The 20482-nt window shown below is 70.4% G+C and carries 13 protein-coding genes; 5 read left to right on the top strand and 8 right to left on the bottom strand.

All coding sequences use genetic code 11. The features are described 5' to 3' along the window. Nucleotides 1-3: 3 nt before the first annotated feature. A complete protein-coding gene (locus tag AB0G10_RS09205; RefSeq protein ID WP_360918262.1) occupies nucleotides 4-636 on the bottom strand; it encodes a hypothetical protein in 633 nt (210 codons plus the stop codon). 120 nt (nucleotides 637-756) lie between these two features. On the opposite strand from AB0G10_RS09205, the gene AB0G10_RS09200 reads away from it, so the two are divergent. Then, nucleotides 757-1377 (top strand): M23 family metallopeptidase, encoded by a 621-nt coding sequence (locus tag AB0G10_RS09200; protein WP_360918261.1) that lies wholly within the window; start codon nucleotides 757-759, stop codon nucleotides 1375-1377. A 72-nt stretch (nucleotides 1378-1449) separates the two neighbouring features. Here AB0G10_RS09200 and AB0G10_RS09195 read toward each other — a convergent pair whose 3' ends face one another. From AB0G10_RS09195 to AB0G10_RS09175, 5 genes are read right to left on the bottom strand one after another with little or no spacing between them, the layout of a single operon-like run. After that, a complete protein-coding gene (locus AB0G10_RS09195) occupies nucleotides 1450-3144 on the bottom strand; it encodes a CBM35 domain-containing protein (protein WP_360918260.1) in 1695 nt (564 codons plus the stop codon). Between the two features lie 31 nt (nucleotides 3145-3175). Then, nucleotides 3176-5077 (bottom strand): beta-L-arabinofuranosidase domain-containing protein, encoded by a 1902-nt coding sequence (locus AB0G10_RS09190; protein ID WP_360918259.1) that lies wholly within the window; start codon nucleotides 5075-5077, stop codon nucleotides 3176-3178. An 8-nt stretch (nucleotides 5078-5085) separates the two neighbouring features. Further along, nucleotides 5086-5895 (bottom strand): carbohydrate ABC transporter permease, encoded by an 810-nt coding sequence (locus tag AB0G10_RS09185; protein ID WP_360918258.1) that lies wholly within the window; start codon nucleotides 5893-5895, stop codon nucleotides 5086-5088. Beyond that, nucleotides 5892-6827 (bottom strand): sugar ABC transporter permease, encoded by a 936-nt coding sequence (locus tag AB0G10_RS09180; protein ID WP_360918257.1) that lies wholly within the window; start codon nucleotides 6825-6827, stop codon nucleotides 5892-5894. Before AB0G10_RS09180 ends, AB0G10_RS09185 begins: the two co-directional genes overlap by 4 nt. Nucleotides 6828-6835: 8 nt before the next feature. Continuing rightward, nucleotides 6836-8074 carry an extracellular solute-binding protein gene (locus AB0G10_RS09175; RefSeq protein WP_360918256.1) on the bottom strand — a complete coding sequence of 413 codons (1239 nt, stop codon included), beginning with the start codon at nucleotides 8072-8074 and terminating at the stop codon, nucleotides 6836-6838. A 239-nt stretch (nucleotides 8075-8313) separates the two neighbouring features. Here AB0G10_RS09175 and AB0G10_RS09170 point away from each other — a divergent pair, with 239 nt between their 5' ends. From AB0G10_RS09170 to AB0G10_RS09155, 4 genes are all read left to right on the top strand, one after another. Beyond that, nucleotides 8314-9285, top strand: coding sequence for a LacI family DNA-binding transcriptional regulator (locus tag AB0G10_RS09170; RefSeq protein WP_360918255.1), 972 nt, complete (start codon nucleotides 8314-8316; stop codon nucleotides 9283-9285). 164 nt (nucleotides 9286-9449) lie between these two features. After that, nucleotides 9450-13148: a LamG-like jellyroll fold domain-containing protein gene (locus AB0G10_RS09165; protein ID WP_360918254.1), complete on the top strand. Its 3699-nt coding sequence runs from the start codon at nucleotides 9450-9452 to the stop codon at nucleotides 13146-13148. A 68-nt stretch (nucleotides 13149-13216) separates the two neighbouring features. Continuing rightward, nucleotides 13217-14917: a glycogen debranching protein gene (locus AB0G10_RS09160; protein ID WP_360918253.1), complete on the top strand. Its 1701-nt coding sequence runs from the start codon at nucleotides 13217-13219 to the stop codon at nucleotides 14915-14917. Between the two features lie 9 nt (nucleotides 14918-14926). Beyond that, nucleotides 14927-15841: an FAD-dependent oxidoreductase gene (locus AB0G10_RS09155; RefSeq protein ID WP_360918252.1), complete on the top strand. Its 915-nt coding sequence runs from the start codon at nucleotides 14927-14929 to the stop codon at nucleotides 15839-15841. On the opposite strand, the gene AB0G10_RS09150 is transcribed toward AB0G10_RS09155, so the two are convergent. Continuing rightward, nucleotides 15834-19082 carry a discoidin domain-containing protein gene (locus tag AB0G10_RS09150; protein WP_360918251.1) on the bottom strand — a complete coding sequence of 1083 codons (3249 nt, stop codon included), beginning with the start codon at nucleotides 19080-19082 and terminating at the stop codon, nucleotides 15834-15836. The two genes, AB0G10_RS09155 and AB0G10_RS09150, sit on opposite strands and share 8 nt — an antisense overlap. After that, nucleotides 19079-20476: a glycoside hydrolase family 43 protein gene (locus AB0G10_RS09145; protein ID WP_360918250.1), complete on the bottom strand. Its 1398-nt coding sequence runs from the start codon at nucleotides 20474-20476 to the stop codon at nucleotides 19079-19081. Before AB0G10_RS09145 ends, AB0G10_RS09150 begins: the two co-directional genes overlap by 4 nt. Nucleotides 20477-20482: the final 6 nt, after the last annotated feature.

The raw sequence follows: 20482 nt of genomic DNA, 5'->3' as shown, positions 1-20482 counted from the left end.
GCCTCAGCGCGCGATGAGCCGGGTCGCCGCCGTCAGCAGGGAAACGCCCTGCTCGGCGGCGGCCAGCCGGAGCCGCGCGTAGGCGTCGCCGTCCTCCTCCATCAGGGTGAGGGCGAGCTGGATCGTCTCCCGCACGCACTGCGCCTCGGCGAGGCCGTTCACCAGCTCCTCGCCGCCGGCGTCCAGGTCCTCGGCGAGGGGCAGCTCCGGGTCGTACGCGGCGGCGATCCCGCCGGCCAGCGACTCCATGGCGGCGGGGTCGCTGCCGTACAGGTCCAGCGTCGCCACGGCGGCGCCGCTGCCGGTCGTGAGCGGCGCCGACACCACCCGCAGGCCCATCCCGGCGGCCTCCTCCCGGAAGTGCGGCCAGGAGATCGTCTTCGCCGAGCCGTCCTCCTCGCCGAGGTCGCTGACCAGTTCCCCGCCGACGGCCACGGTGCACGAGCCGTCGTCGGGCCGCGCGCAGATCGCGGCGTAGTCGACCCCGCCGATCCGGGCGGCCGCCAGTTCGGCTATCCCCTGCAGCCGGACATCGAGGTCCGGCATGTCGTCCGGCGTCTCGGCGAGCGCGACGACCGCTTCGGCCAGCGGTTGCCGCGTGCTGGTTGGAGTCCGTGTGGGTGGGGATGTCGTCATCACCCTGCTCCCTCCAGTAGTCGATCGTGGTGAGGTTGGTACCCGCCTAGAGGGCCGCTACACCAATGTCAACGCCTGTCCCCTGTGGGAAGGCTGAAGGTTTGGCACTAGGGTGACGCGATGCGATTGAAGAAGTGCCTCATCGGGGTGGCGGTCGTCGCCGTCGTGCTCACCGGCGGCGCCGGTGAAGCGATGGCGGCTCCCGCCAAGGCCACTGTCTCGGCTGCCAAGACCGTCAAGCACGTCTTCCCGGTCAAGGCGAAGAACGTGTCGTTCCACAAGACCCACTCCGGGTACCCGGCCACCGACATCTTCGCCGCCTGCGGCAAGCCGTTCGTGGCCACCACCAGCGGCGTCGTGCTCGAGGTGAGCCGGGTCGACAAGTATAGGAAGGGCATGAAGGACGGCCCCTACAACGGCGGCAAGTTCGTGTCCATCCAGGGTGACGACGGCGTCCGCTACTACGGCTCGCACCTGAGCAGCGTCACCAAGGGCATCAAGAAGGGCGTCAAGGTCAAGGCCGGCCAGTCGCTCGGCAAGGTCGGCAAGACCGGCAACGCGAGCGGCGTCTGCCACGTGCACTACGGCATCTCGCCGCCGTGCAAGAAGGCCGGGGACTGGAAGGTGCGCCGGGGCGTGGTCTGGCCCGCGAAGTACCTGACGTCCTGGCGGAAGGGCGGTAACAAGAGCCCGGCCGCCGCGGTGAAGGCGTACAAGAAGAAGCACGGCTGCAAGGCGTAACCCCTCCCCGATCTTGTTGAGTTGCGCAGCAACGGTCCCGCGCAACTCAACAAGATCGCGAGGAGGAGGGGGTCAGGAGAGGTTGATGTAGTCGAGTTCGGCGTACCCGGCTCCACCAGCGAAATTCGGTGACCCCTTCGCGAGGCGGATGGTGTTCCAGCCGGCTCGCAGGGTGACGGACGTGGACACCGTCGAGCCGAAGACGCCCCACGCGGCGGTCGCCGGATAGGAGATCGTCTGCCAGGCGCCGCCGTTGTAGGCGAGACCCTGGGTGGCCGTGGCGCCGGTGCCGTTCGCGTAGCCGATCGTCATGGTGTAGGCGCGGGCGCTCGGCACGTTCACCAGGAAGTCCACGAAGGACTGGTTCCGGGAGTTGGCCGATCCGTCGATCTGCCCGACATAGCCGGAGTTGGACGCGGACGACGCGCTGAACCGGTTGGCGTTCACCACCGTGGCGTTCTCCGCCTCGTAGCGCTGCTGCCAGGTCGCCGCCCCGGAGGCCGGCGTGATGAGCAGCTGGTAGGAGTCCCAGGCGTGCATGTTCGTCACCGGCACGCTGACGCTGCCGCCGGAAACGGACAGGACCGACGAGGACACCGCGATCGGGGCGGCCTGGTTGGTGAAGCGCCCGGTGGTCCCGCTGCGCACCACGGTGGCCCGCACCTGCGACCCCAGCGCCCCGAGCCCGGTGACCCGGACGGTGTTGTTCCCGCTGTCACCACCGAAGACGACATTCACGAAGTTTCGCGTCCGGTCGTAGGAGGCCACGCCTTCCAGCCAGGACCCCGGCACCGTTTGCACGATGTTTCCGGACATGTCGCCATACCACTTGTACGTCCAGTATGACGACGTCGGCTGGTTGTCGTGCAGCAGACCGTTGAGCGTGCCCGCCTCGTACCAGTAGGCCCGCTCCGCCGACCGGATGCCGTGCCGCTCGAAGACGGCCATGTAGTGCACCGCCACGCTCGGGATGTCGACCTGCGACGGCGACGCGTACTCGTTGATCGAGATCGGACGCGGCGAGATCCCGAGGGACTGCTCGACGGCCCGGTAGTCGGCCACGTGCGCCTGGACGTTGAGATAGCTGTCGTTGTCCAGCTCGTGCCAGACGATCACATCCGGCAGCGTGCCGGTGTTCCGCGCGTTGGTGAGGAAGTCGACCATCCACTGGTGGTTGTAGACGGCGTGCGACGGCCCGACGATCGGGGTCACCGCGTCGAGCGAGCGGATCAGCCGGTGGGTGCGGGTCCAGCCGTCCAGGAACGAGCCGGCCCGGGCGGTGTCCCAGGTCCAGTCCGGCTCGTTCCACAGCTCGTACCCGTCGATGTTGGTGGTCCCGGTCGCGGCGACCCGGGCGTTGATCATCGTGCGGACCTTCGACTCCCAGTCCGCCCAGCTGACCCACCGGTAGGGGAAGTTCGGATAGATGTCCGGCAGGCGCAGGAACTGCTGGGCGCCGGCACTGGTGACCTTGCCGGCCACCTGGAGCCCGTCGCAGCACGGCGTGGTCGCGCCGTTGCCGAGCTGCTGGACGCCGGGCGGCGGCTGGGTGAGGTGGTTGAGCCGCAGCGGGTACATCCGCTCGAGCGGCGGCTTGCTGCCGGTGTCGGCGGCGTAGAGGCCTCCGGCGGCGACGTGGGTGACGGGGCGGACCACGGTGCCGGCGTTGACGGTGAGGGTGTTGCCGGCCGCGAGGGCCGGGCTGGGGACGACCAGCCCGGCGGCGACCAGCAGCAGGGACAGTGAAGCGGCTTTTCTGCGGAGCACGGTTCACCTCGGTGGGGGTGAGTGGGGACGGTCAGTCCTCCTGCCGGGCCAGCGGGATCCAGACGCGCATGGCGCCGGGCTGCCGGTTGGCCCACAGGAAGTAGGGGATGGCGGTGACGGTCGCCGCGGGGCCTGCCGGCCCGTGCGGCGCGGTGGTCAGGTCGCGGTAGAGGGGTGGTTGCTCTGCGGACCGGATGCGTACGGGCACCCGCAGGGTCACCGGGGCGATGCCGGTGTGGTGGAACGCGACCGCGAGCGGCGAGGAGGCGTCCAGCTCGACGTCCTCGAGCACGGTCCCCTGTGGCATGTCGGCCTGCTCCAGGCAGTAGACGACCGGGCCGCGGACCAGGGCGGCGGCGCCGCGGACCGCGTCGACCCGCGGGTGGGCGGTCACCAGCCGGGCCGGCATCCCGAGGGTGAGCTGAACCCGGTCGCCGGGCTGCCAGACCCGGTGCAGCCGCAGATAGCCGTCGCGGACCTGCTGCCGGGCCGGCGCCGGGGCGCCGTTGATCGTGAGCCGCACGTCGGAGCACCAGGCCGGCACCCGCAGCGCGAGCGTCCACGGCGCGTCGTCCGAGGACTCGACAGTGACGGTGACCTGCTCGTCCCACGGATACCGGGTGTCGACGGTCATCGACCGGGACCCGGCCGCCACGGTGCTCGACCCGTACAGATGGATCTGGATGCCCGAAGAATCGCTGGTGGCGACGTAGGCGTGCAGCGAAGCCATGAGACGGGCCAGGTTGGGCGGGCAGCAGGCGCAGGAATACCAGGTGAGCCGCTGGGAGGGCGCGTCCTCGTGCGAGCCGTCGTGGCCGGTGCGCAGCTGGAGCGGGTTGGAGTAGAAGAACGACGTGCCGTCCGCGGCGGTGCTCCCGGCGATGCCGTTGTGCAGCACCCGCTCCATCTCGTCGGCGAACCGGGCCTCGCCGGTGGCGAGCAGCAGCCGCCACGCGAGCTGGAAGTTGCCGATCGCGGCGCACGACTCGGCGTAGGCGCGGTCCGGCGGCAGCTCGTACGGATCGCCGTAGGCCTCGTCGCGGTGCCGCGAGCCCTGGCCCCCGGTGATGTAGGTGCGGGACGACAGCGCCGAGTCCCACAGCCGGAGCACGGTGTCGAGCAGCTCCCGGTCACCGGTCTCGACGGCCACGTCCACGGCGCCGGCCAGCAGGTACACCTCCCGGACCACGTGGCCGGCCACCTCGGTGCGCTCCCGCAGCGGCTCGTGGTCCTGGTAGTAGCGCGGACCGAACCGCCCCTCCCCCAGCACGCCGTGGCCGCGGTTCTCGACGAACCGCTTCGCCAGGTCCAGGTACGGGCGGTGGCCGGTGACCCGGTAGAGCTCGGCGAGCGCGGTCTCCACCTCGGGATGGCCGTCCACCTCGGTCGATGCGCCGTACCGTTGCACCAGGAGGTCGGCGAACCGGCGCGCGACCGACACGACCTGCTGGGCCGCGACGGACTCCGGCGCGGACCGCGCCGCGGCGACCGCCGCCTGGATGAGGTGGCCGGCCGTGTACATCTCGTGGCTGAAGTGCAGCTCGTTCCACTGTTGCGGGCGGTTCGCCGGATCCTGGTAGTAGGAGTCCAGGTAGCCGTCCGGGTCCTGGGCCTTCTCCAGCAGCGCCGCCGTCTCCTCGGCGAACGGCTGCGCGGTGCCCGACCAGAACGCCGCCTCGAGGGTCTTGTGCACGTCGGTGTCGGCGAACCAGAACCCCCGGAACTCCCCGCCGGCGTCGCCGGTGACGCGGCGCAGGTTCGCGAGGTTGCCGTACGCGTCCAGCTGCTCGACGCAGTGCGGCAGGGTGGCCTCGGCGTTGCGGCGCTGCCACTCGCCGAACAGGCCGCCGGGTGTGATCGTCACCGGCAGCGGCCGCAGTCTCCCGATCGCCCCCGCGGTGGGCACGACCGGACTCTTCACCTCGAAGCTCATGTGTTTCCTCAGTCCTTCACCGCGCCGGCGGTGACGCCGGCGGCCACGTAACGCTGGGCCAGGATCAGCAGCAGCGTCGCGGGGATGGAGGCCACCACGGCGGTTGCCATGATCGCGTTCCACTGCTGGTTGTTGTTGCCGATGTAGTGGTAGATGCCGAGAGTGATGGGCTGGTGGTCGCCGCCGCCGTCGAGCGTCGTCGCGAAGACGAAGTCGGACCACGCCCAGAGGAAGGCGAAGAGGCTGACCGTCACCACGGCGTTGCGGCTGACCGGCAGGATCACCGAGACGAACGTGCGCCACTTCGACGCGCCGTCGATGAGCGCCGCGTTGATCAGCTCGTCCGGGATGCCGGACATGAACGCCGTGAAGATCAGGACGCCGAACGGGACCGCGATGGTCGAGTCGGCGAGGATCAGGCCCGGGACCGTGTTGAGCACGCCGGCCCGCAGGTAGATGGCGTAGAAGCCCATCGCCATGATGATGCCGGGGATCATCTGGGCGATCAGCAGCACGAAGTTGAGCGCGCCGCCGCCCCGGGGCCGCAGCTTGGCCAGGGCGAATCCGGCCGGCGCCGCGATGAGCAGGGTGAGCACGACCGTGCCGAGGCCGACGACCAGGCTGGTGCCGAGGTACGGCATCTGCTGGTCCAGCACGGCGCGGTAGCCCTCCAGGGTCCCGTTCCAGGGGAACAGGTGCGGCGGGTCGGCGCGCATGTCGGTGTCCCTCGTGAAGGACACATTGATCATCCAGTAGATCGGGAAGAGCATGATCGCGGTGAGGACGAGCGCGACGCCCGTCTTGATGCGGTTCCTCATGACCGGGCCTGCTTCTGCTGGATCCGGATGTAGAGCAGGCCGAAGATCAGCGCCATCACGATCAGCAGGTTGCCGACCGCGGCGCCCGGGCCGAACTCGGGCAGCAGGTTGCCGAAGCTGAGCCGGTAAGACCAGGTCGCGAACGTGGTCGACGCGTCGGCCGGCCCGCCCTTCGTCATGATCCAGATGATGTCGAAGACCTTCAGCGTGTAGACCAGCCCGAGCAGCAGGGTGATCGCCGAGACCGGCCGGAGCAGCGGGAACGTGACCCGCCAGAACCGCTGCCGGCTCGTCGCCCCGTCGATGGCGGCGGCCTCGTAGACGTCCTGCGGGATGGCCTGCAGCCCGCTGTAGAGCACCACCAGGTTGAACGGGATGCCGATCCAGATGTTCGCGATGATCACGCTGGTCAACGCCCAGTCCGGCGAGGTCAGCCAGTTCACCGCGTCGATGCCGGCGAGACGGAGGGCGTGGTTCACGATGCCGGAGTCACTGTTCAGCATCCAGGACCACGTCGAGGCACTGACGATCAAAGGCAGCAGCCAGGGTACGAGGAAGAGCGCTCGCAACGTCGCACTCAACCGGAAGTTCTGGGCGAAGAACACCGCCAGCGCCAGCCCGATGGCGAACTGGAAGGCGATCGACACGAACGTGAACACCAGCGTGTGCAGGAACGCCGGCCCGAACGCCGGGTCGGCGAAGACCTCCCGGTAGTTGTCCAGGCCGCTGAACGGGGCGTCGCCGCGGACGAAGCTGCGCACCGTGTAGTCGCGCAGGCTCAGGTCCAGGTTGCGGTAGAGCGGGTAGGCGTAGAACGCGACCAGGTAGATCACGACCGGGGCGAGGAACGCCCAGGCCGCCCAGTTCCCCGGCCTTCTCCTCCGGGGAGTCCCCGCGGCCGCCCGGGGAGCGGCCGCGGGAGCCCGGGTCATCAGGTCGCTCACTTGGTCGCGGCCGCCGCGGTCTGCTGCGCGGTGGTCAGCGCGTCCTGCGGGGTGGCCGAGCCGCTGAGCGCCGCCTGGAACGCGGTCCACATCGGCTGCGAGATCTTCGGGTACTTGGTGCCGAGGTCGTCGCTGGTCCGGCCCTTCGCGGCCTCCACCGCCTCGACCCAGACGGTCAGCTCCGGGTTCTCGGCGACCTGCTTCTGCTGGACCGCCTCGGTGGCCGCGATGTACGACAGCGTGGTGTCCGTCGTGTACGCGTTGTCGGCGCTGGTCAGGCAGCCGATCAGCTTCTCAGTGACCTGGTAGCGGGCGGTGTCGTCCTGCACCGGCGCGGTGACGAACTCGCCGCCGGTCGGCGCCGGGGCGGTGCCGCCGGCCTGCGACGGGATCGGGATGATCCCGTACTCGAAGCCGGTCTTCTTCGCGTTGGCGAGCTGCCACGTGCCGTTCTCGCTGAACGCGAAGTCGCCGGCCGCGAACTCCTGCCAGCTGGTGGTCTGGGTGTTGTTGAGCACCGAGTTCGGCGCGAGGCCGTTCTTGAGCCAGTCGGTCCACAGCGTCAGCGCGGCGACGCCCTGCGGCGAGTCGAGCTGGGTCAGGTTCGCCCCGGAGCCCCAGAACCAGGGCAGGAACTGGAAGCTGCCCTCCTCGGTCCCGATCGCCGAGAAGGTGATGCCCTTCTTGCCGCTCGCCTTGACCTTCTCGAGCGCGGCGGTGAGGCCGGCCCAGTCCTTGATCGACGCCGGGTCGACACCGGCCTTCTCCAGGATCTCGGAGTTGTAGTAGAGCGCCAGCGTGTTCGCGCCGATCGGGATGCCGAACGTCTTGCCGCCGATCTGGCCGGCCGCCAGGAGGTTCGGCTCGACGGCGCTCGTGTCGACCTTCAGCTCGTCGGCGGTGGTCAGCACGCCGGCGTCGGCGAGTGTGGAGACGACCGGGTTGTCGACGATCAGCACGTCCGGCGAGTTGCCCTGCTGGGCGGCGAGCAGCGCCTTGTTCGTCAGGTCGGTGGTGTCGTATCCGGTGCGCTTCACCGTCACGCCGGCGTCGGTGCCGCACTTGGTCAGCAGCTTCACCCAGTCCGATGCGTCGTCGAACTGGGGGTACGGGTCCCAGACGGTGTAGTCGCCGGTGGGGGCGGCGCCGTCGCCGGCGTCGGCGCCGTCCGTCCCGGAGGAGCAGCCGGCGAGCAGGCAGGTGGCGATGAGGACGGCGGAGAGTTGTTTGCGCATATGAAAAGCCCCTTGAACGGTGGAGGAGGTTTTCCGTGGTTCCCGGCGTCGGTTTCGGGGACGTCGGCCGGGAGAGAGTCGAAAGGAAATCGATTGCCTAGACGCTAGGGAGGGCCTTGCTCGCATGTCAAGAGCGGGTTACGGTCGCGTTAAGCGGTCCGGAAGGAAACTTCCAGGTCCGTTCAGGAAACTGGGGAGGGACACTGAGCAACATCGAACGCGCGGTCACCATCAGCCAGGTGGCAGCGCTCGCGGGGGTCTCGACCGGGACGGCGTCGAAGGCGCTGAACGGCCGGGGCGCACTGCGACCGGAGACCCGCCTGCGCGTACAGCAGGCCGCCGAGCAGCTCGGATTCGTCGCCAACGCGGCCGCGCGGAGCCTGCAGACCGGCCGCACCTACACGGTCGGGATGATCACCACCGACAGCATCGGGCGGTTCAGCATCCCGCTGCTCATCGGCGCCGAGGACGCCCTCGGCGCCGGGCAGATGTCGGTCTTCCTGTGCGACGCCCGGGACGACCCGATCCGCGAGCAGTACTACCTTCGTACGCTGCTCAGCCGCAAGGTGGACGGGATCATAGTGACCGGCCGGCGCACCCAGGCCCGCGCGCCGATCGGCGTCGGCCTGCCGGTCCCGGTCGTCTACGCGTTCATCAGCTCGGCCGACCCGCGGGACTGCTCGGTCGTCCCGGACGAGGCCGACGGCGCCCGCCGCGCGATCCAGCACCTGCTCGCCGTCGGCCGGCGGCGCATCGCCCACGTGACCGGCCCGGAGCACCACCACTCGGCGACCGTCCGGGCCCGGGCCGCCGCCGAGTCGCTGGCGGCCGAGGGGTTGCGGCCGGCCGCGCCGACGCTCTACGGCGAGTGGAACGAGGCCTGGGGACGCCAGGCGGCCGGGATCCTGCTCTCCACCGGCGCCGAGGTGGACGCCGTCTTCTGCGGCAGCGACCAGATCGCGCGCGGTCTCGTGGAGGCGTTGCAGGCGGCCGGGAGGACGGTTCCGCAGGACGTGGCCGTGGTCGGCTTCGACAACTGGGACGTCATGGTCGACGGCTGCCGCCCGGCCCTGACCAGCGTGGACATGGACCTCGAGGGCATCGGCAGGTCGGCCGCCGAGCTGCTGCTGTCGGCGATCAACGGCGAGCCGGTGCACGGCCAGCGCGCCCGGCCCTGCCGCCTCGTGCCGCGCGCCTCCACGGCGGTCTGACGCCAGGCAAACGTTTTCCTTGCCAGTCATTGACGGGCGTAGGTGGAGTTCGTAACCTACCGGAAACCGTGCGGACCTTCTCGCGCACGTCCTCCAGGCAGACCTTCGTCGCGCCTGGATCCCGCCATCTTTTGTTAACGCTCACATGCGTTGGAGAGGCGTCCATGACTCCCTGGAAACCCCTGCCCGCCGCCCTCGCCGGCCTGCTCGTCGCCACCATTCCCGCCCTCATCGCGCCCTCCCCCGCGGCCGCGGCCGGCCTCCCCGCGACCGGCCTCCCCGCGGCTGGCCTTCCCGCGACCGGCCTCCCCGCGGCTGGCCTTCCCGTGACCGGCCTCCCCGCGGCCGGCCTCCCCGCGGCCGGCCTCCCCGCGGCCGGCCTCCCCGCGGCCGCAGCCGATCTCCCCGCGCCCGTCGTGGCCTACGAGTTCGACGCCGATGACGTCAGCACCGGGACGGTCACCGACAGCTCGGGCAACGGCCTCGACGGCACGCTCGTGAACGGCGCCACCGCGGCGCTCGTCGCCGGCGCGGACGGCGGCCACGCCCTCCAGCTGCCGGGTGGCGCGCCCACCTCGAACGGCGCGTACGTCACCATCCCGAAGGCCGTGCTCGACGGCCGGACCGCGCTGACCGTCGCGACCCGCGTCAAGTGGGACGGCACCACGGCGCCCTGGCAGTGGATCTATGCGCTCGGCAAGGACACGAGCCGCTATCTGTTCAGCACGCCCTCCAACGGCGACGGCCGGCTGCGCACGGCGGTGACCACGAACGGCGGTGGCGCGGAAGCACAGGTCATCGGCTCGGCGGCGCTGCCCGCGAACGCCTGGAAGACGCTGACAGTCACCCTCGGAAACGGATATATCACTACTTATCTGGATGGAACGGCCGTCGCCTCCACCCCGTCCACGATCACCCCGGCGCAGCTGCTCGACGCGAGCACCACGACGGCCGGGTACCTCGGGCGCTCGTTCTATCAGGACCCGCTCTTCGACGGCGCGATCGACGCGTTCCGGGTCTACGGCACGGCGCTGACCGCCTCCCAGGTGGCCGAGGAGTACGGCGCGGCCCCGCCGTCGGTGACCGGCATCGCCCGGACCACCTTCGCGGCGCGCACCGTCATCGGGAAGGCGCCCGGCCTGCCGGCGTCCGTCCGCGGCACGTTCACCGACGGCTACGACCGGGACGTCCCGATCACCTGGGCGGCGATCGACCCGGCCCGGTACGCCCAGCGCGGCACCTTCACGGTGAGCGGCACGGCGGCCGGCACCGCGGTCACCGCGACGGTCACGGTGATCCGCGAAGGCGAGATCACGATCGACCTGGGCACCACGACCGGCGCGTTCCACGGCGGCGCGGCCGGCACGCTCTACGGCCTGTACGGCGACGGCGTCCCCACCGACAACCTGATCGAGGGGATGAACCTGCGGACCGTCTCGACGAAGGCGCAGGACGGGCCGCAGCATCCCGGCGCCGACGCCCTCGAGGTGGTCAAGCCGCTGGCCGACAGCACCGGCGGCGACGTCTACATCTACATGACCGACATCCACCGCGGGTTCCCGTACCAGTGGCCGGGCAGCACGCCCGAGGAGAAGCTGAGCCTCTTCAAGGAGAAGATCGCCAAGCAGGTCGATCAGGTGCTCCGCCTGGAGGCGCGGTACCGCGACAACATCGTCTTCGTGCCGTTCAACGAGCCCGAGGGCAACATGTTCGGCACCGGCGAGTGGAGCTACAACCGGGTGAGCTGGCTCAGTGACCCGGACGACTACTTCCGGGCCTGGGACGACGTCCACGCGCTGATCAAGGGCCGGATGCCGGACGCGCGGATCGCCGGCCCGAACACCAGCATCCTGTTCGACCAGGTCAAGGGATTCCTGGAGCACGCCCGCGACGCCGGAACGGTGCCCGACGTGATCACCTGGCACGAGCTGAGCCACCCCGAGGCGGTCCGCGAGAGCGTCGCGAAGTACCGCGCGTGGGAGAAGGAGGTGCTGCCCGGGAGGCAGTTGCCCATCAACATCAACGAGTACGCCTTCAACTACCACACGAGCGTGCCCGGCCAGATGATCCAGTGGATCTCGGCGATCGAGGAGTCGAAGGTCGACGCCGACATCGCGTACTGGAACATCGACGGCAACCTCTCCGACTCGGCGGTGCAGGCGAACCGGGGCAACGGGCAGTGGTGGCTCTACAACGCCTACGGCCGGATGACCGGCGACACCGTGAAGGTCACCCCGCCGTTCCCCGGGCAGAACTACACGCTGCAGGGCGTCGCCACGCTCGACAGGGGCAAGAAGCAGGCCCGCGCGATCATCGGCGGGTCGGGCGGCGCCGGGTACGTCCGCTTCACCGGCGTCCCGCGCTCCTTCGGGAAGACCGTGCGCGCCTGGATCCGGGAGATCCCGTGGACCGGGCAGGTCGGCGACTCCGCGCAGCCGCGCCTGATCGGCGAGCGCGAGATCGCCGTGGCCGGGAACGAGGTGGCCATCCCCTTCGACCGGCTCACGGAGGCTTCGGCGTACGAAATCATCCTGGCCCCGACAGCGAAGAGTGACCGGACCGCGGCCTCGCCCACCACCTGGCAGGGCAGTTTCGAGGCCGAGGACGCGACCTATACCGGCAGCGGGTACAGCAGGAACGGGCCCGAGGGATCGCCGTCCGACGTCTCGAAGTTCTACACCTCGGGCGGCTACAACGTCGGTGGCCTGCGCACCGGCAGTGACGGCGTGCTCGACTTCACCGTCGACGTGCCGGCCGACGGGACCTACGACCTCAGCGTCTTCGCGAACTCGCTGAACACCTACGACCTGGTGAAGGAGCAGGGGCCGACGAACGTGTTCCTGCGCGTCGACGGCGCCGCCGAGCAGGAGATCCACCTGCCGCTCGGCTACAAGTGGGTGGTCTGGGACCACACCGGCACCACGGTGAAGCTCACGAAGGGCCGGCACACGATCTCGCTCGCGGCCCGCAGCCTCGACGGCGTCCGCGCCACCAGGGGCGACGCGATCGTCGACCGGATCACGCTGGCGCTGGCGAACCCGTCCGCCAAAGCCTCGATCTACGAGGCGGAGCTGTCCGACCTTGATCAGGCTCGCGCCGTATACGACAAGGTCGGCGCGGCCGAGCTCGGGCGGGGCGGCACCGCGACGTTCTGGGTCTACTCCCCCGCCGACGCGTCCGCCGTGCTCGATCTCGCGGTGCTCCGCGGCGCCGCCGCCATCGAGGTCAACGGCATCGACGCCGGATCCCGCCGCACCGTCGCGGTCTCGCTCTCCGGCGGCGTCAACAAGATCAAGATCAAGGGCCTGACCAAGGGTACGGCGATCGACCGGCTGGACGTCCGCACGAACAGCGGGAACCTGCCGGTCACCACGGTCGAGGCGGAGACGGCCACCCTCGCCGGCACCGCGTCGGTCGTCGCGAAGTCCCTGGCGAGCGGCGGTGCGGCGGTCACCGGGGTGGGCGGCGCGCCCGGCAACGCCAGCACCATGACGGCCACGGTCCGCGCGGACAGACCGGGCACCTACGCGCTCCGGATCCGCTACGCCAACCCGGAGCAGGCGGTCGCCACCCACTACAACCCGGACCCGCTCGCCCGGCACGCCGACCTCAGCGTGAACGGCGGCACGGCGAAGCGGGTGCTCTTACCGCACAGCTTCCACGACAACAACTTCTGGGAACTGACCGTTCCTGTTCAGCTGAAGCGGGGCGCCAACACGCTCACCTTCAGCTCGGCCGAGCTGCCGAACTTCGACGGCACGTCGTACGCCTCCGACGACTGGCCGGACGTGCTGCTGCGCTCGCGGTACGCCCCGCTGATCGACAGGATCTCGGTCGTTCCGTTCAGCGGGCCCGCTCGCTGAGTTCTACTGAAGGCCGGCGTCCTCTCCGCAGAGGGCGCCGGCCGGACCTCAAGTTCAGGAGCCGCATCGTGACCGTTTTCGACATCCGCGACATCCCGTTCAGCCACCGCGGCTCCTGGTTCGGCATCTCGCCGGTGATCGCCGAGAACACCTACGCCGACGACCTGCACCTGGTCTCCCACCAGACCGGCATGCACCCGATCCTGCGCTTCGCCGCCTCCGCCGCCCCGGACCTGACCGTCGTCGCGACCCCGGCGAAGCTGGCCTGGCGGTCGCCGGCCGGGGCCATCGAGCTCGTCTACCAGACCCCCGACACGATCCGGCTGCGCAGCGACGGCGGCCTCGGCATGCGCATCGCCGCGGCGGCCACCACCCTCACCCCGTTCAGCGGCACCTACCTCTACCGCGATCCGGCCTCCGGCGCCCTCGTCTTCACCTCCTACGAGACCGGCCGCCGCTACCGCCTCACCGTGCTGCACGGGTCGCCCCTCGCCGTCGAGGGCGTCGAGATGCTCGGCGCCGGCGACCGATTCGCCGAGTTCCCGGCCGGCGTCCCCTGGGAGATCGCGATCGAGGAGTACGAGACCGCCCGCCCGCCGTTCGGCCGCCCGGAGCACGCCTTCAACGACGTGGTCACCGCGGCGCAGGCCGCCTTCGACGCCTTCGCCGACGCGATCGCCCCGTGGCGCACCGCGGCCACCCCGGCCGCCGGGCTCGCCGCGTACGTCCTCTGGTCGGCGACCGTCGCGGCCGGCGGCTTCGTGACCCGGCCCGCCGTGCTCATGTCGAAGCACTGGATGGACAAGGTGTGGAGCTGGGACCACTGCTTCAACGCGATCGCGCTGGCCGCCGGCGAGCCGGGGCTCGCGCTCGACCAGTTCCTGCTGCCGTTCGACCACCAGGACCCGGCCGGCGCCCTCCCCGACTCGATCACCCACTCCGAGGTGCTCTACAACTTCGTGAAGCCGCCGATCCACGGCTGGGCGTTCGGCCTGCTGCGCCGCCGGCTCGGGGAGCCGCTCGACCCGGCCCGCCTGATCGAGGCGTACGACCTGATGAGCCGGTGGGCCCGGTTCTGGCTGGACCACCGCCGGCCGCCGGGCGACCCGCTGCCGTACTACCAGCACGGCAACGACAGCGGCTGGGACAACGCCACCACCTTCGACCCGGGCCGGGTGCTGCAGACCGCCGACCTGGCCGCGCTGCTCACCCTGCACCTGCGCGAGCTGTCCGCCCTGGAGACCGAGCTCGGGCTCGACCACTCCTGGGACGAGGTCGCCGCCGAGGTGGAGAAGGACCTGCTCGACCGGCTCTGGGACGGCGAGCGGTTCGTCGCCCGCCGGCCCGGCGACGGCGCGACCTTCCCGAGCGGGAGCCTGCTGGCGCTCATGCCGATCGCGCTCGGCGAGGCCCTGCCCGCGGAGGTGCGCGACCGCCTCGTCGCCGGGCTGCGCCGGCATCTCACCGGGAACGGTCTCGCCACCGAGCCGGTCGACTCGCCGGACTACGCCGCCGACGGGTACTGGCGGGGGCCGATCTGGGCGCCGTCCACGGTCCTCGTCGAGGACGGCCTGCGGCGGGCCGGCGAGACCGCCCTCGCCGACGAGGTCAGCGAGCGGTTCCGCGCCCTCTGCGAACGCTCCGGCTTCGCCGAGAACTTCGACGCGGTCACCGGCCGGGGGCTCCGCGACCGGGCGTACACCTGGACGGCCGCCTGCTACCTGATCCTGGCCGAGGCGTACGAGGGCCGGCGCCGCGCCGCTGGCTAGTCTTGCCGCGTGAGCAGCGTGACTGTCATCGGAGCCGGCGTGGTCGGGTTGAGTGTCGCCCACGAGCTGGCCGGTTCCGGCCATCGGGTGCGGGTGCTCGCGGACCGGCCGGCCACCGCGAGCGTGTCGGCCGTGGCCGCGGCCATCTGGTTCCCGCACGACGTGCAGCGGTCCGCCGCGGTGGTCGACTCGTCCGCCGTGGCGTACCGGCGCTTCCGGGAGCTGGCCGCGGACCCGGCCACCGGCGTCCACATGCGGACCGGGATGGTGCACGTCCGCCGCCCGGACGCCGACCTGTCCTGGACCCGCGCCGTCCCCGATCACGAGATCACGCCGGAGGGGGTGCGCTGCACGGTCCCGCTGATCGAGACGGGCGTGTATCTGTCGTGGCTGCGGGACGCGGTGCTGGCGCAGGGCACGCCGATCCGGACCCACCGCGTCACGTCCCTCGGCGACGTGCTCCCGGACACCGACGCCGTGGTCGTGGCGGCCGGGATCGGCTCGGCCGCGCTGCTCGGCGACGACGAGGTCTACCCGATCCGCGGCCAGGTGGTCCGGCTCGCCAATCCGGGCCTCACCGACTGGCTCACCGACGAGGACAACCCGGACGGCCTCACCTACGTGGTCCCCCGCCGCGACGACGTGGTCTGCGGCGGCACCGGCGAGGTCGGCGACTGGAACGAGGTCCCCGACCCGCGGATCGAGGCGGCCATCCTCCGCCGGGTCCGCGCCCTGGTCCCCGCTCTCGAGGGCCAGCCCGTCCTCTCCCGGGCGGCGGGCCTGCGCCCGGCCCGCTCCACCGTCCGGGTGGAGCGGGTGCCGGGCCACCCCGGTCCGGTCTTCGCCTGTTACGGCCACGGCGGCGCCGGGGTGACCCTCTCCTGGGGCGACGCCGCCCGCATCGCCGCCCTCGTCGTCAGCTGAAGGCCTTCACCTCCAGCAGTCCGACCGAGGCGGTTCCGCTGGTCAGCGCGACCCGCAGGCGCGTCGTGCTGATCTCGCCGAAGGTGACGGCGTTGTACTGGTTCGCCGCCACCGGATAGGCCGAGGGTGACGGCACGTCGGCGTAGGCGCTGCCGGTCCAGTATTGGAGTTTCCACGACGCCGGCAGATCGATGCCCTGGCCGTCGTCGAAGAAGTAGACCTGCGCCGACGTGAGCGGCACCGCCGAGGACCAGGTCAGCTCGGCCCACTGCTGACCGGTGTTGGGCCAGGTCCCCCAGCGCGGGTTGACCGTGTCGTTCGAGGACGGCGGGTCGATGCCGTCGTTGATCGCGGCGACGCTCTCCCACGCCGAGGTGTACGAGGCGCTCGGGGTGGCCGACAGCGCCCGGTTCGCCGAGGGCGGGACGACCACCCCGCTGCCGTAGAGCTTCAGTTCGGTCAGCCCCGTCTTCGCCGTACCGGTGGGCTGGGCGAAGACGACCCGCAGGCGGGTCGTGCTGACCGCGGTGAAGGTCACCCTGTTGTAGTTGGCCTGCGGCGCGGCCGGCGACCTCACCTGCGAGGCCGCCGCCACCCAGGCCGAGCCGTTCCAATACTGGACCGTGTAGGCGGACGGCGGCCGGTACCGGTTGCCGGCCCGGTCGTTGCGGAAGTAGATCGCCGCCTCGTCCACGGTCCGCGCCGTCCCGAAGTTCACCTCGTACCAGTCGGTGGCGTTGGTGCTGCCGTACGAGCCCCAGAGCGGCGCGTTGGTCGGCAGCCCGTCGATCGCCCCGGCCACGGTGGTGCCCGAGGTGGTGTACGACGCCGACGCGGTGGCGCCCGCCGCCAGGTTCGCCGACGAGGAGACGCCGGCCTTGGCCAGGATGTCGGTCATCCGGGCGCTGTTCTGCACCACGTTCTGCGGCGCCTGCAGGCCGGCGAAGGCGCTGCTGAAGCCGACGGTCCCGGTCGTCGTGACCGCCCCGGTCGCCGGGTTGTAGGTGAACGGCACGAGCTGGTTCAGCGTCACCACCCGGGTGCCGTTCAGATAGATGGAGTAGCCCTGCGGCACCCCGGCGTACCGGGTCACGCCGTCGGCCGGGTCGTCCCAGACGATCGACAGGTTCGCGTTGCGGAACCGCAGGTTGTTGACCGCGAAGTGGGACCACCCGATGGCGATCGGGGACAGCTCGATCTGGGTGTCGTTGCGCGGCCGGAACCCGGCGACGTCCTCGATGATCGTCCAGTTGCTGCTGCCGAGGATGTTGTGGTGGATCCACGACCGGTAGTTGATGGCGCTGCCGTTCCAGTCGGCCCAGAACTCGTTGGCGTCCGGCCAGTTCGTGTTGCCGCCGACGTACTGCGCCCAGGCGTTCCAGTAGAGCAGCTTCTTGTAGTCCTCGTTCGTCATCCACGAGTTCGGGTAGTTGCGCAGCGCCGACGAGTAGAGCCGGAACTGCACGGTCGAGTTGATCGTCGAGAAGTTGTTGCTGCCCGGGTTCCCGGCCGCCGCGGCCGCCGCCTTGTCGACCTGATTGGCCGTGTAGAACGGGAAGATCGGGTACTGGGCCGGCTCGGCGAACAGCCGGAGCGCCTCGCGGTACTGCGCCGTGTTCGGCATCAGCCCGACCGCGTACGGGTAGTAGTTGTTGATCTCCTTCCACGGCACGTGCGTGTTCGTCGACACGTGCTTGTGCTCGAGGAGCTGCCGCGACGGGTTCCACAGTGTATTGATCACGCCGGTGCGGATCCGGTCGGCGAGCGTCTGCATCTCGGCCGCCTTCGCGGTGTTGCCGGCCAGCGAGTAGGCGTCCCGCGCGGCGTTGGCGGCGGTCCACACGTACGCGGTCTCGGCACGATCCAGATTGCCGGTGCGCCAGTGGAAGGAGACGGCGTCGGCGTCGTTGCCGGTCATCGCGCCCCAGTCGTACTCGATCACGCCGTTGTTGTTGGTGTCGTACGTGGCGAGCTGCCCCTTCGCGTCGCCCTCGGCGTACCGGGCGAAGTTGGTGAGCATGGCCGGCTGTCCACCGTGGATCTGGTAGGCCCGCCAGGCCGCCTCGGCGATGTACTGCGTGTACGAGTTCGACCAGTTCTCCGGATCGCCCGGGTTGTCCATGAACCGGCCGTTCGCCGAATACTGGCCGACCGCGAAGTAGGGCCCGTAGGAGTATTCCGCGTTGCGCAGGTACTTCAGGTCGTCGATGTGCATCGGCTGGGTGAGCGCGATGGCGTTGTTGTAGCCGGTCACACCCTCGATCGACTGCGGGAACTGGAAGTCCTGCCCCGGGATGTCGGCGTCGAGGTGGTTGAACCGCATGAGCCACCAGCGGTAGTAGATGTTCTTCTTGATGGCGGCGTCCGGCACGTCGATGTAGGGCACGTTCTCGGCCCACCACCTGTTGTACTCCCGCACGTGCGTCGCGAACGCGTCGGCCGGCGTCCGGGTGCGGTAGGCGTCGTACTCGGTCCGCGACTGCGGAATCTCGGTGGCGACCATGCCGAGCTGCACCTTCACGCTGACCGTCGCCCCGGCCGCGACCGACACCGATCGGCTGAGCGCGCCGTTCGCGGCGGTGAACCCGTCGCCGGAGAACCGCGGGTAGAGGGTGGTCACGTTGTTCTTCACGGCCCGGGTGCCGGTCAGCTCGCTGCCGCTCACGGTGGTGGCGTACGGCGAGGTGGCGTTCAGCGTGAGGGTCGCCGCCGAGCCGCCCGTGTTGACCACCGCGATGTTGGTGACCAGCACGTTGTTGTTCGTGATGAACTTCGTGACGTCGAGCCGGATCGAGCCGCTCGTGTGCACGCTCCTCCAGTGGCTCGGCGTCTGCCGGCGCTGCGCCACCTGCTCGGTGAAGGCGCCGGTCGAGGCCGTCACGGCGTACGCGTTCTGGCTGCTGATGTTGTCCCAGTAGGCGGCGTTGCCGCCGAAACCGATCACCGCGGGGTTGTGCGTGTACATGAACGCGGCCCGCCCGCGGGTCATCAGCCAGGTCCCGGCCGGGTCGTTGCCGGTGCGGGCCAGCAGCCGGTCCATCCAGAAGTCGGTGCCGGACGACTCGGCGTCGTAGATCGCCTTCATCGTGTCACCGGTCGAGTAGCCGACCGGTGGCGCCGGGATCGAGCCGGCGTTCGTGAAGGTGGGATAGCCGATCGTCTGCGCCGCGAGGGCGGGCGACGCCGGAACGGTGAGGCCCGCGGCCACGAGGACGGCGGCGAGCGCGACATGACGCCTCATGACCGGAACGCCTTCCACTCGAGGACACCGGTGGAGTAGCCGGTCCGGGACGTGATCGACAGACGCAGCCGGGTGGTGGACACGGCATTGAACGTCATGACGTTCTCGGTGTTGCCGGCGACGCCGCAGCTCCCGATGTTCACGTAGGCGCTGCCGTTCCAGTACTGCAGCTGGCAGGACGCCGGCAGGTCGATGCCCTGGTCGTCGTCGAACCAGTACACCGACGACCTGTTGAGGCTCTGCGCTGCCGGCCACCGGTACTCGATCCACTGTGTCCCCTGCTGCGGCCAGTTGCCGTACGCGAGGTTCGAGCGGTCCTGCGAGTTCGCCGGCGTGCCGCCGTTGTTGATCGCGGCGAGGCTCTCCCACGACGAGACGTGGGAGGTCGACGCCGTCGCGTTCGGCGCGACGTTGGTGCCGCTGCCACCGGAACCGCCGCCGGTCGTCGGGATGACCCGCTGGATCGTCCCATCGGCGTTGAAGTACAGCTTGTCGACCGCGACCGACCTGCGGAAGTTGCCGCCTCCGGGCGCGTCGGCCGTGTGGTAGACGAGGTACGACTGACCGTTCAGCTCGACGATGCCGGCGTGGTTCGTCGTCGACGACACCTGGCCGAGCACGATGCCGCGCTGCGTCCACGGCCCGAGCGGGTTCGTCGCCGTGGCGTACCGCTGGCAGGCGTAGCTCGAGGAGGTGACGCAGCCGTTCGTGTCGTTCGCGGCGTACATGAGGTAGTAGAGGCCGTTGCGCTTGAACATCCACGGGGCCTCCCAGAAGTCGGTGAGTCCCTGCGGCGTCACGACCGGGCCGACCGTGTCGACCATGTTGGCGGCGAGCTTGACCGCGCGCGGCGCCCAGTACCCGCCCCAGTACATGTAGGCCTGGCCGTCGTCGTCCACGAACACGGTCGGGTCGATGTTGAGGGCCGACGAGTTCGGCGTGCTGTCGCTGATCAGCGGCCCGCCCTTGGCGTCGGTGAACGGGCCGAGCGGCGAGTCGCCGACCGCCACGCCGATGTTCATCCAGCCGGGACCGTTGCCGTTGACCGAGGTGTACCAGTAATAGCGGCCGTTGCGCGGCTCGACCTCGCTGGCCCAGGCGTCGGCGCCGGCCCAGGGGAACGTGCCGATGTTCGCCCGCGCGCCGTGATGGGTCCAGGTGTTCGCGTCGGTGGAGGAGAGCACGTGCCACTCGCGCATCTGGAAGTTGCTGCTGCCGGCGGGCGCCTCGTCGCGTCCCGCGTAGACGTACATGGTGTTCCCGACCACGAGCGGCGCCGGGTCGGCGGTGTAGATGCTGGTGATGATGGGGTTGGCGGCGGCGACCGGCACGGCTGACACGGCGATCGCCGTGATCACCCCGATTCCGGCGGCCAGCCACTTCTCGACTGACATCGTGCT

Origin of the sequence: Actinoplanes sp. NPDC023714 (assembly GCF_040639855.1) — a bacterium.
In the GTDB taxonomy this organism is placed as follows: Bacteria; Actinomycetota; Actinomycetes; order Mycobacteriales; family Micromonosporaceae; genus Actinoplanes.
Note: the sequence above shows the minus strand (reverse complement) of the source record. Positions and strands in the feature narration are given on the sequence as shown.

Excerpts from the sequence above, each read along its gene's own strand:
- AB0G10_RS09205 (WP_360918262.1), bottom strand. The coding sequence starts at position 636 with ATGACGACATCCCCACCCACACGGACTCCAACCAGCACGCGGCAACCG.
- AB0G10_RS09200 (WP_360918261.1), top strand. The coding sequence starts at position 757 with ATGCGATTGAAGAAGTGCCTCATCGGGGTGGCGGTCGTCGCCGTCGTG.
- AB0G10_RS09145 (WP_360918250.1), bottom strand. The coding sequence starts at position 20,476 with ATGTCAGTCGAGAAGTGGCTGGCCGCCGGAATCGGGGTGATCACGGCG.
- AB0G10_RS09165 (WP_360918254.1), top strand. The coding sequence starts at position 9,450 with ATGACTCCCTGGAAACCCCTGCCCGCCGCCCTCGCCGGCCTGCTCGTC.
- AB0G10_RS09175 (WP_360918256.1), bottom strand. The coding sequence starts at position 8,074 with ATGCGCAAACAACTCTCCGCCGTCCTCATCGCCACCTGCCTGCTCGCC.
- AB0G10_RS09185 (WP_360918258.1), bottom strand. The coding sequence starts at position 5,895 with ATGAGGAACCGCATCAAGACGGGCGTCGCGCTCGTCCTCACCGCGATC.
- AB0G10_RS09190 (WP_360918259.1), bottom strand. The coding sequence starts at position 5,077 with ATGAGCTTCGAGGTGAAGAGTCCGGTCGTGCCCACCGCGGGGGCGATC.
- AB0G10_RS09150 (WP_360918251.1), bottom strand. The coding sequence starts at position 19,082 with ATGAGGCGTCATGTCGCGCTCGCCGCCGTCCTCGTGGCCGCGGGCCTC.
- AB0G10_RS09180 (WP_360918257.1), bottom strand. The coding sequence starts at position 6,827 with ATGACCCGGGCTCCCGCGGCCGCTCCCCGGGCGGCCGCGGGGACTCCC.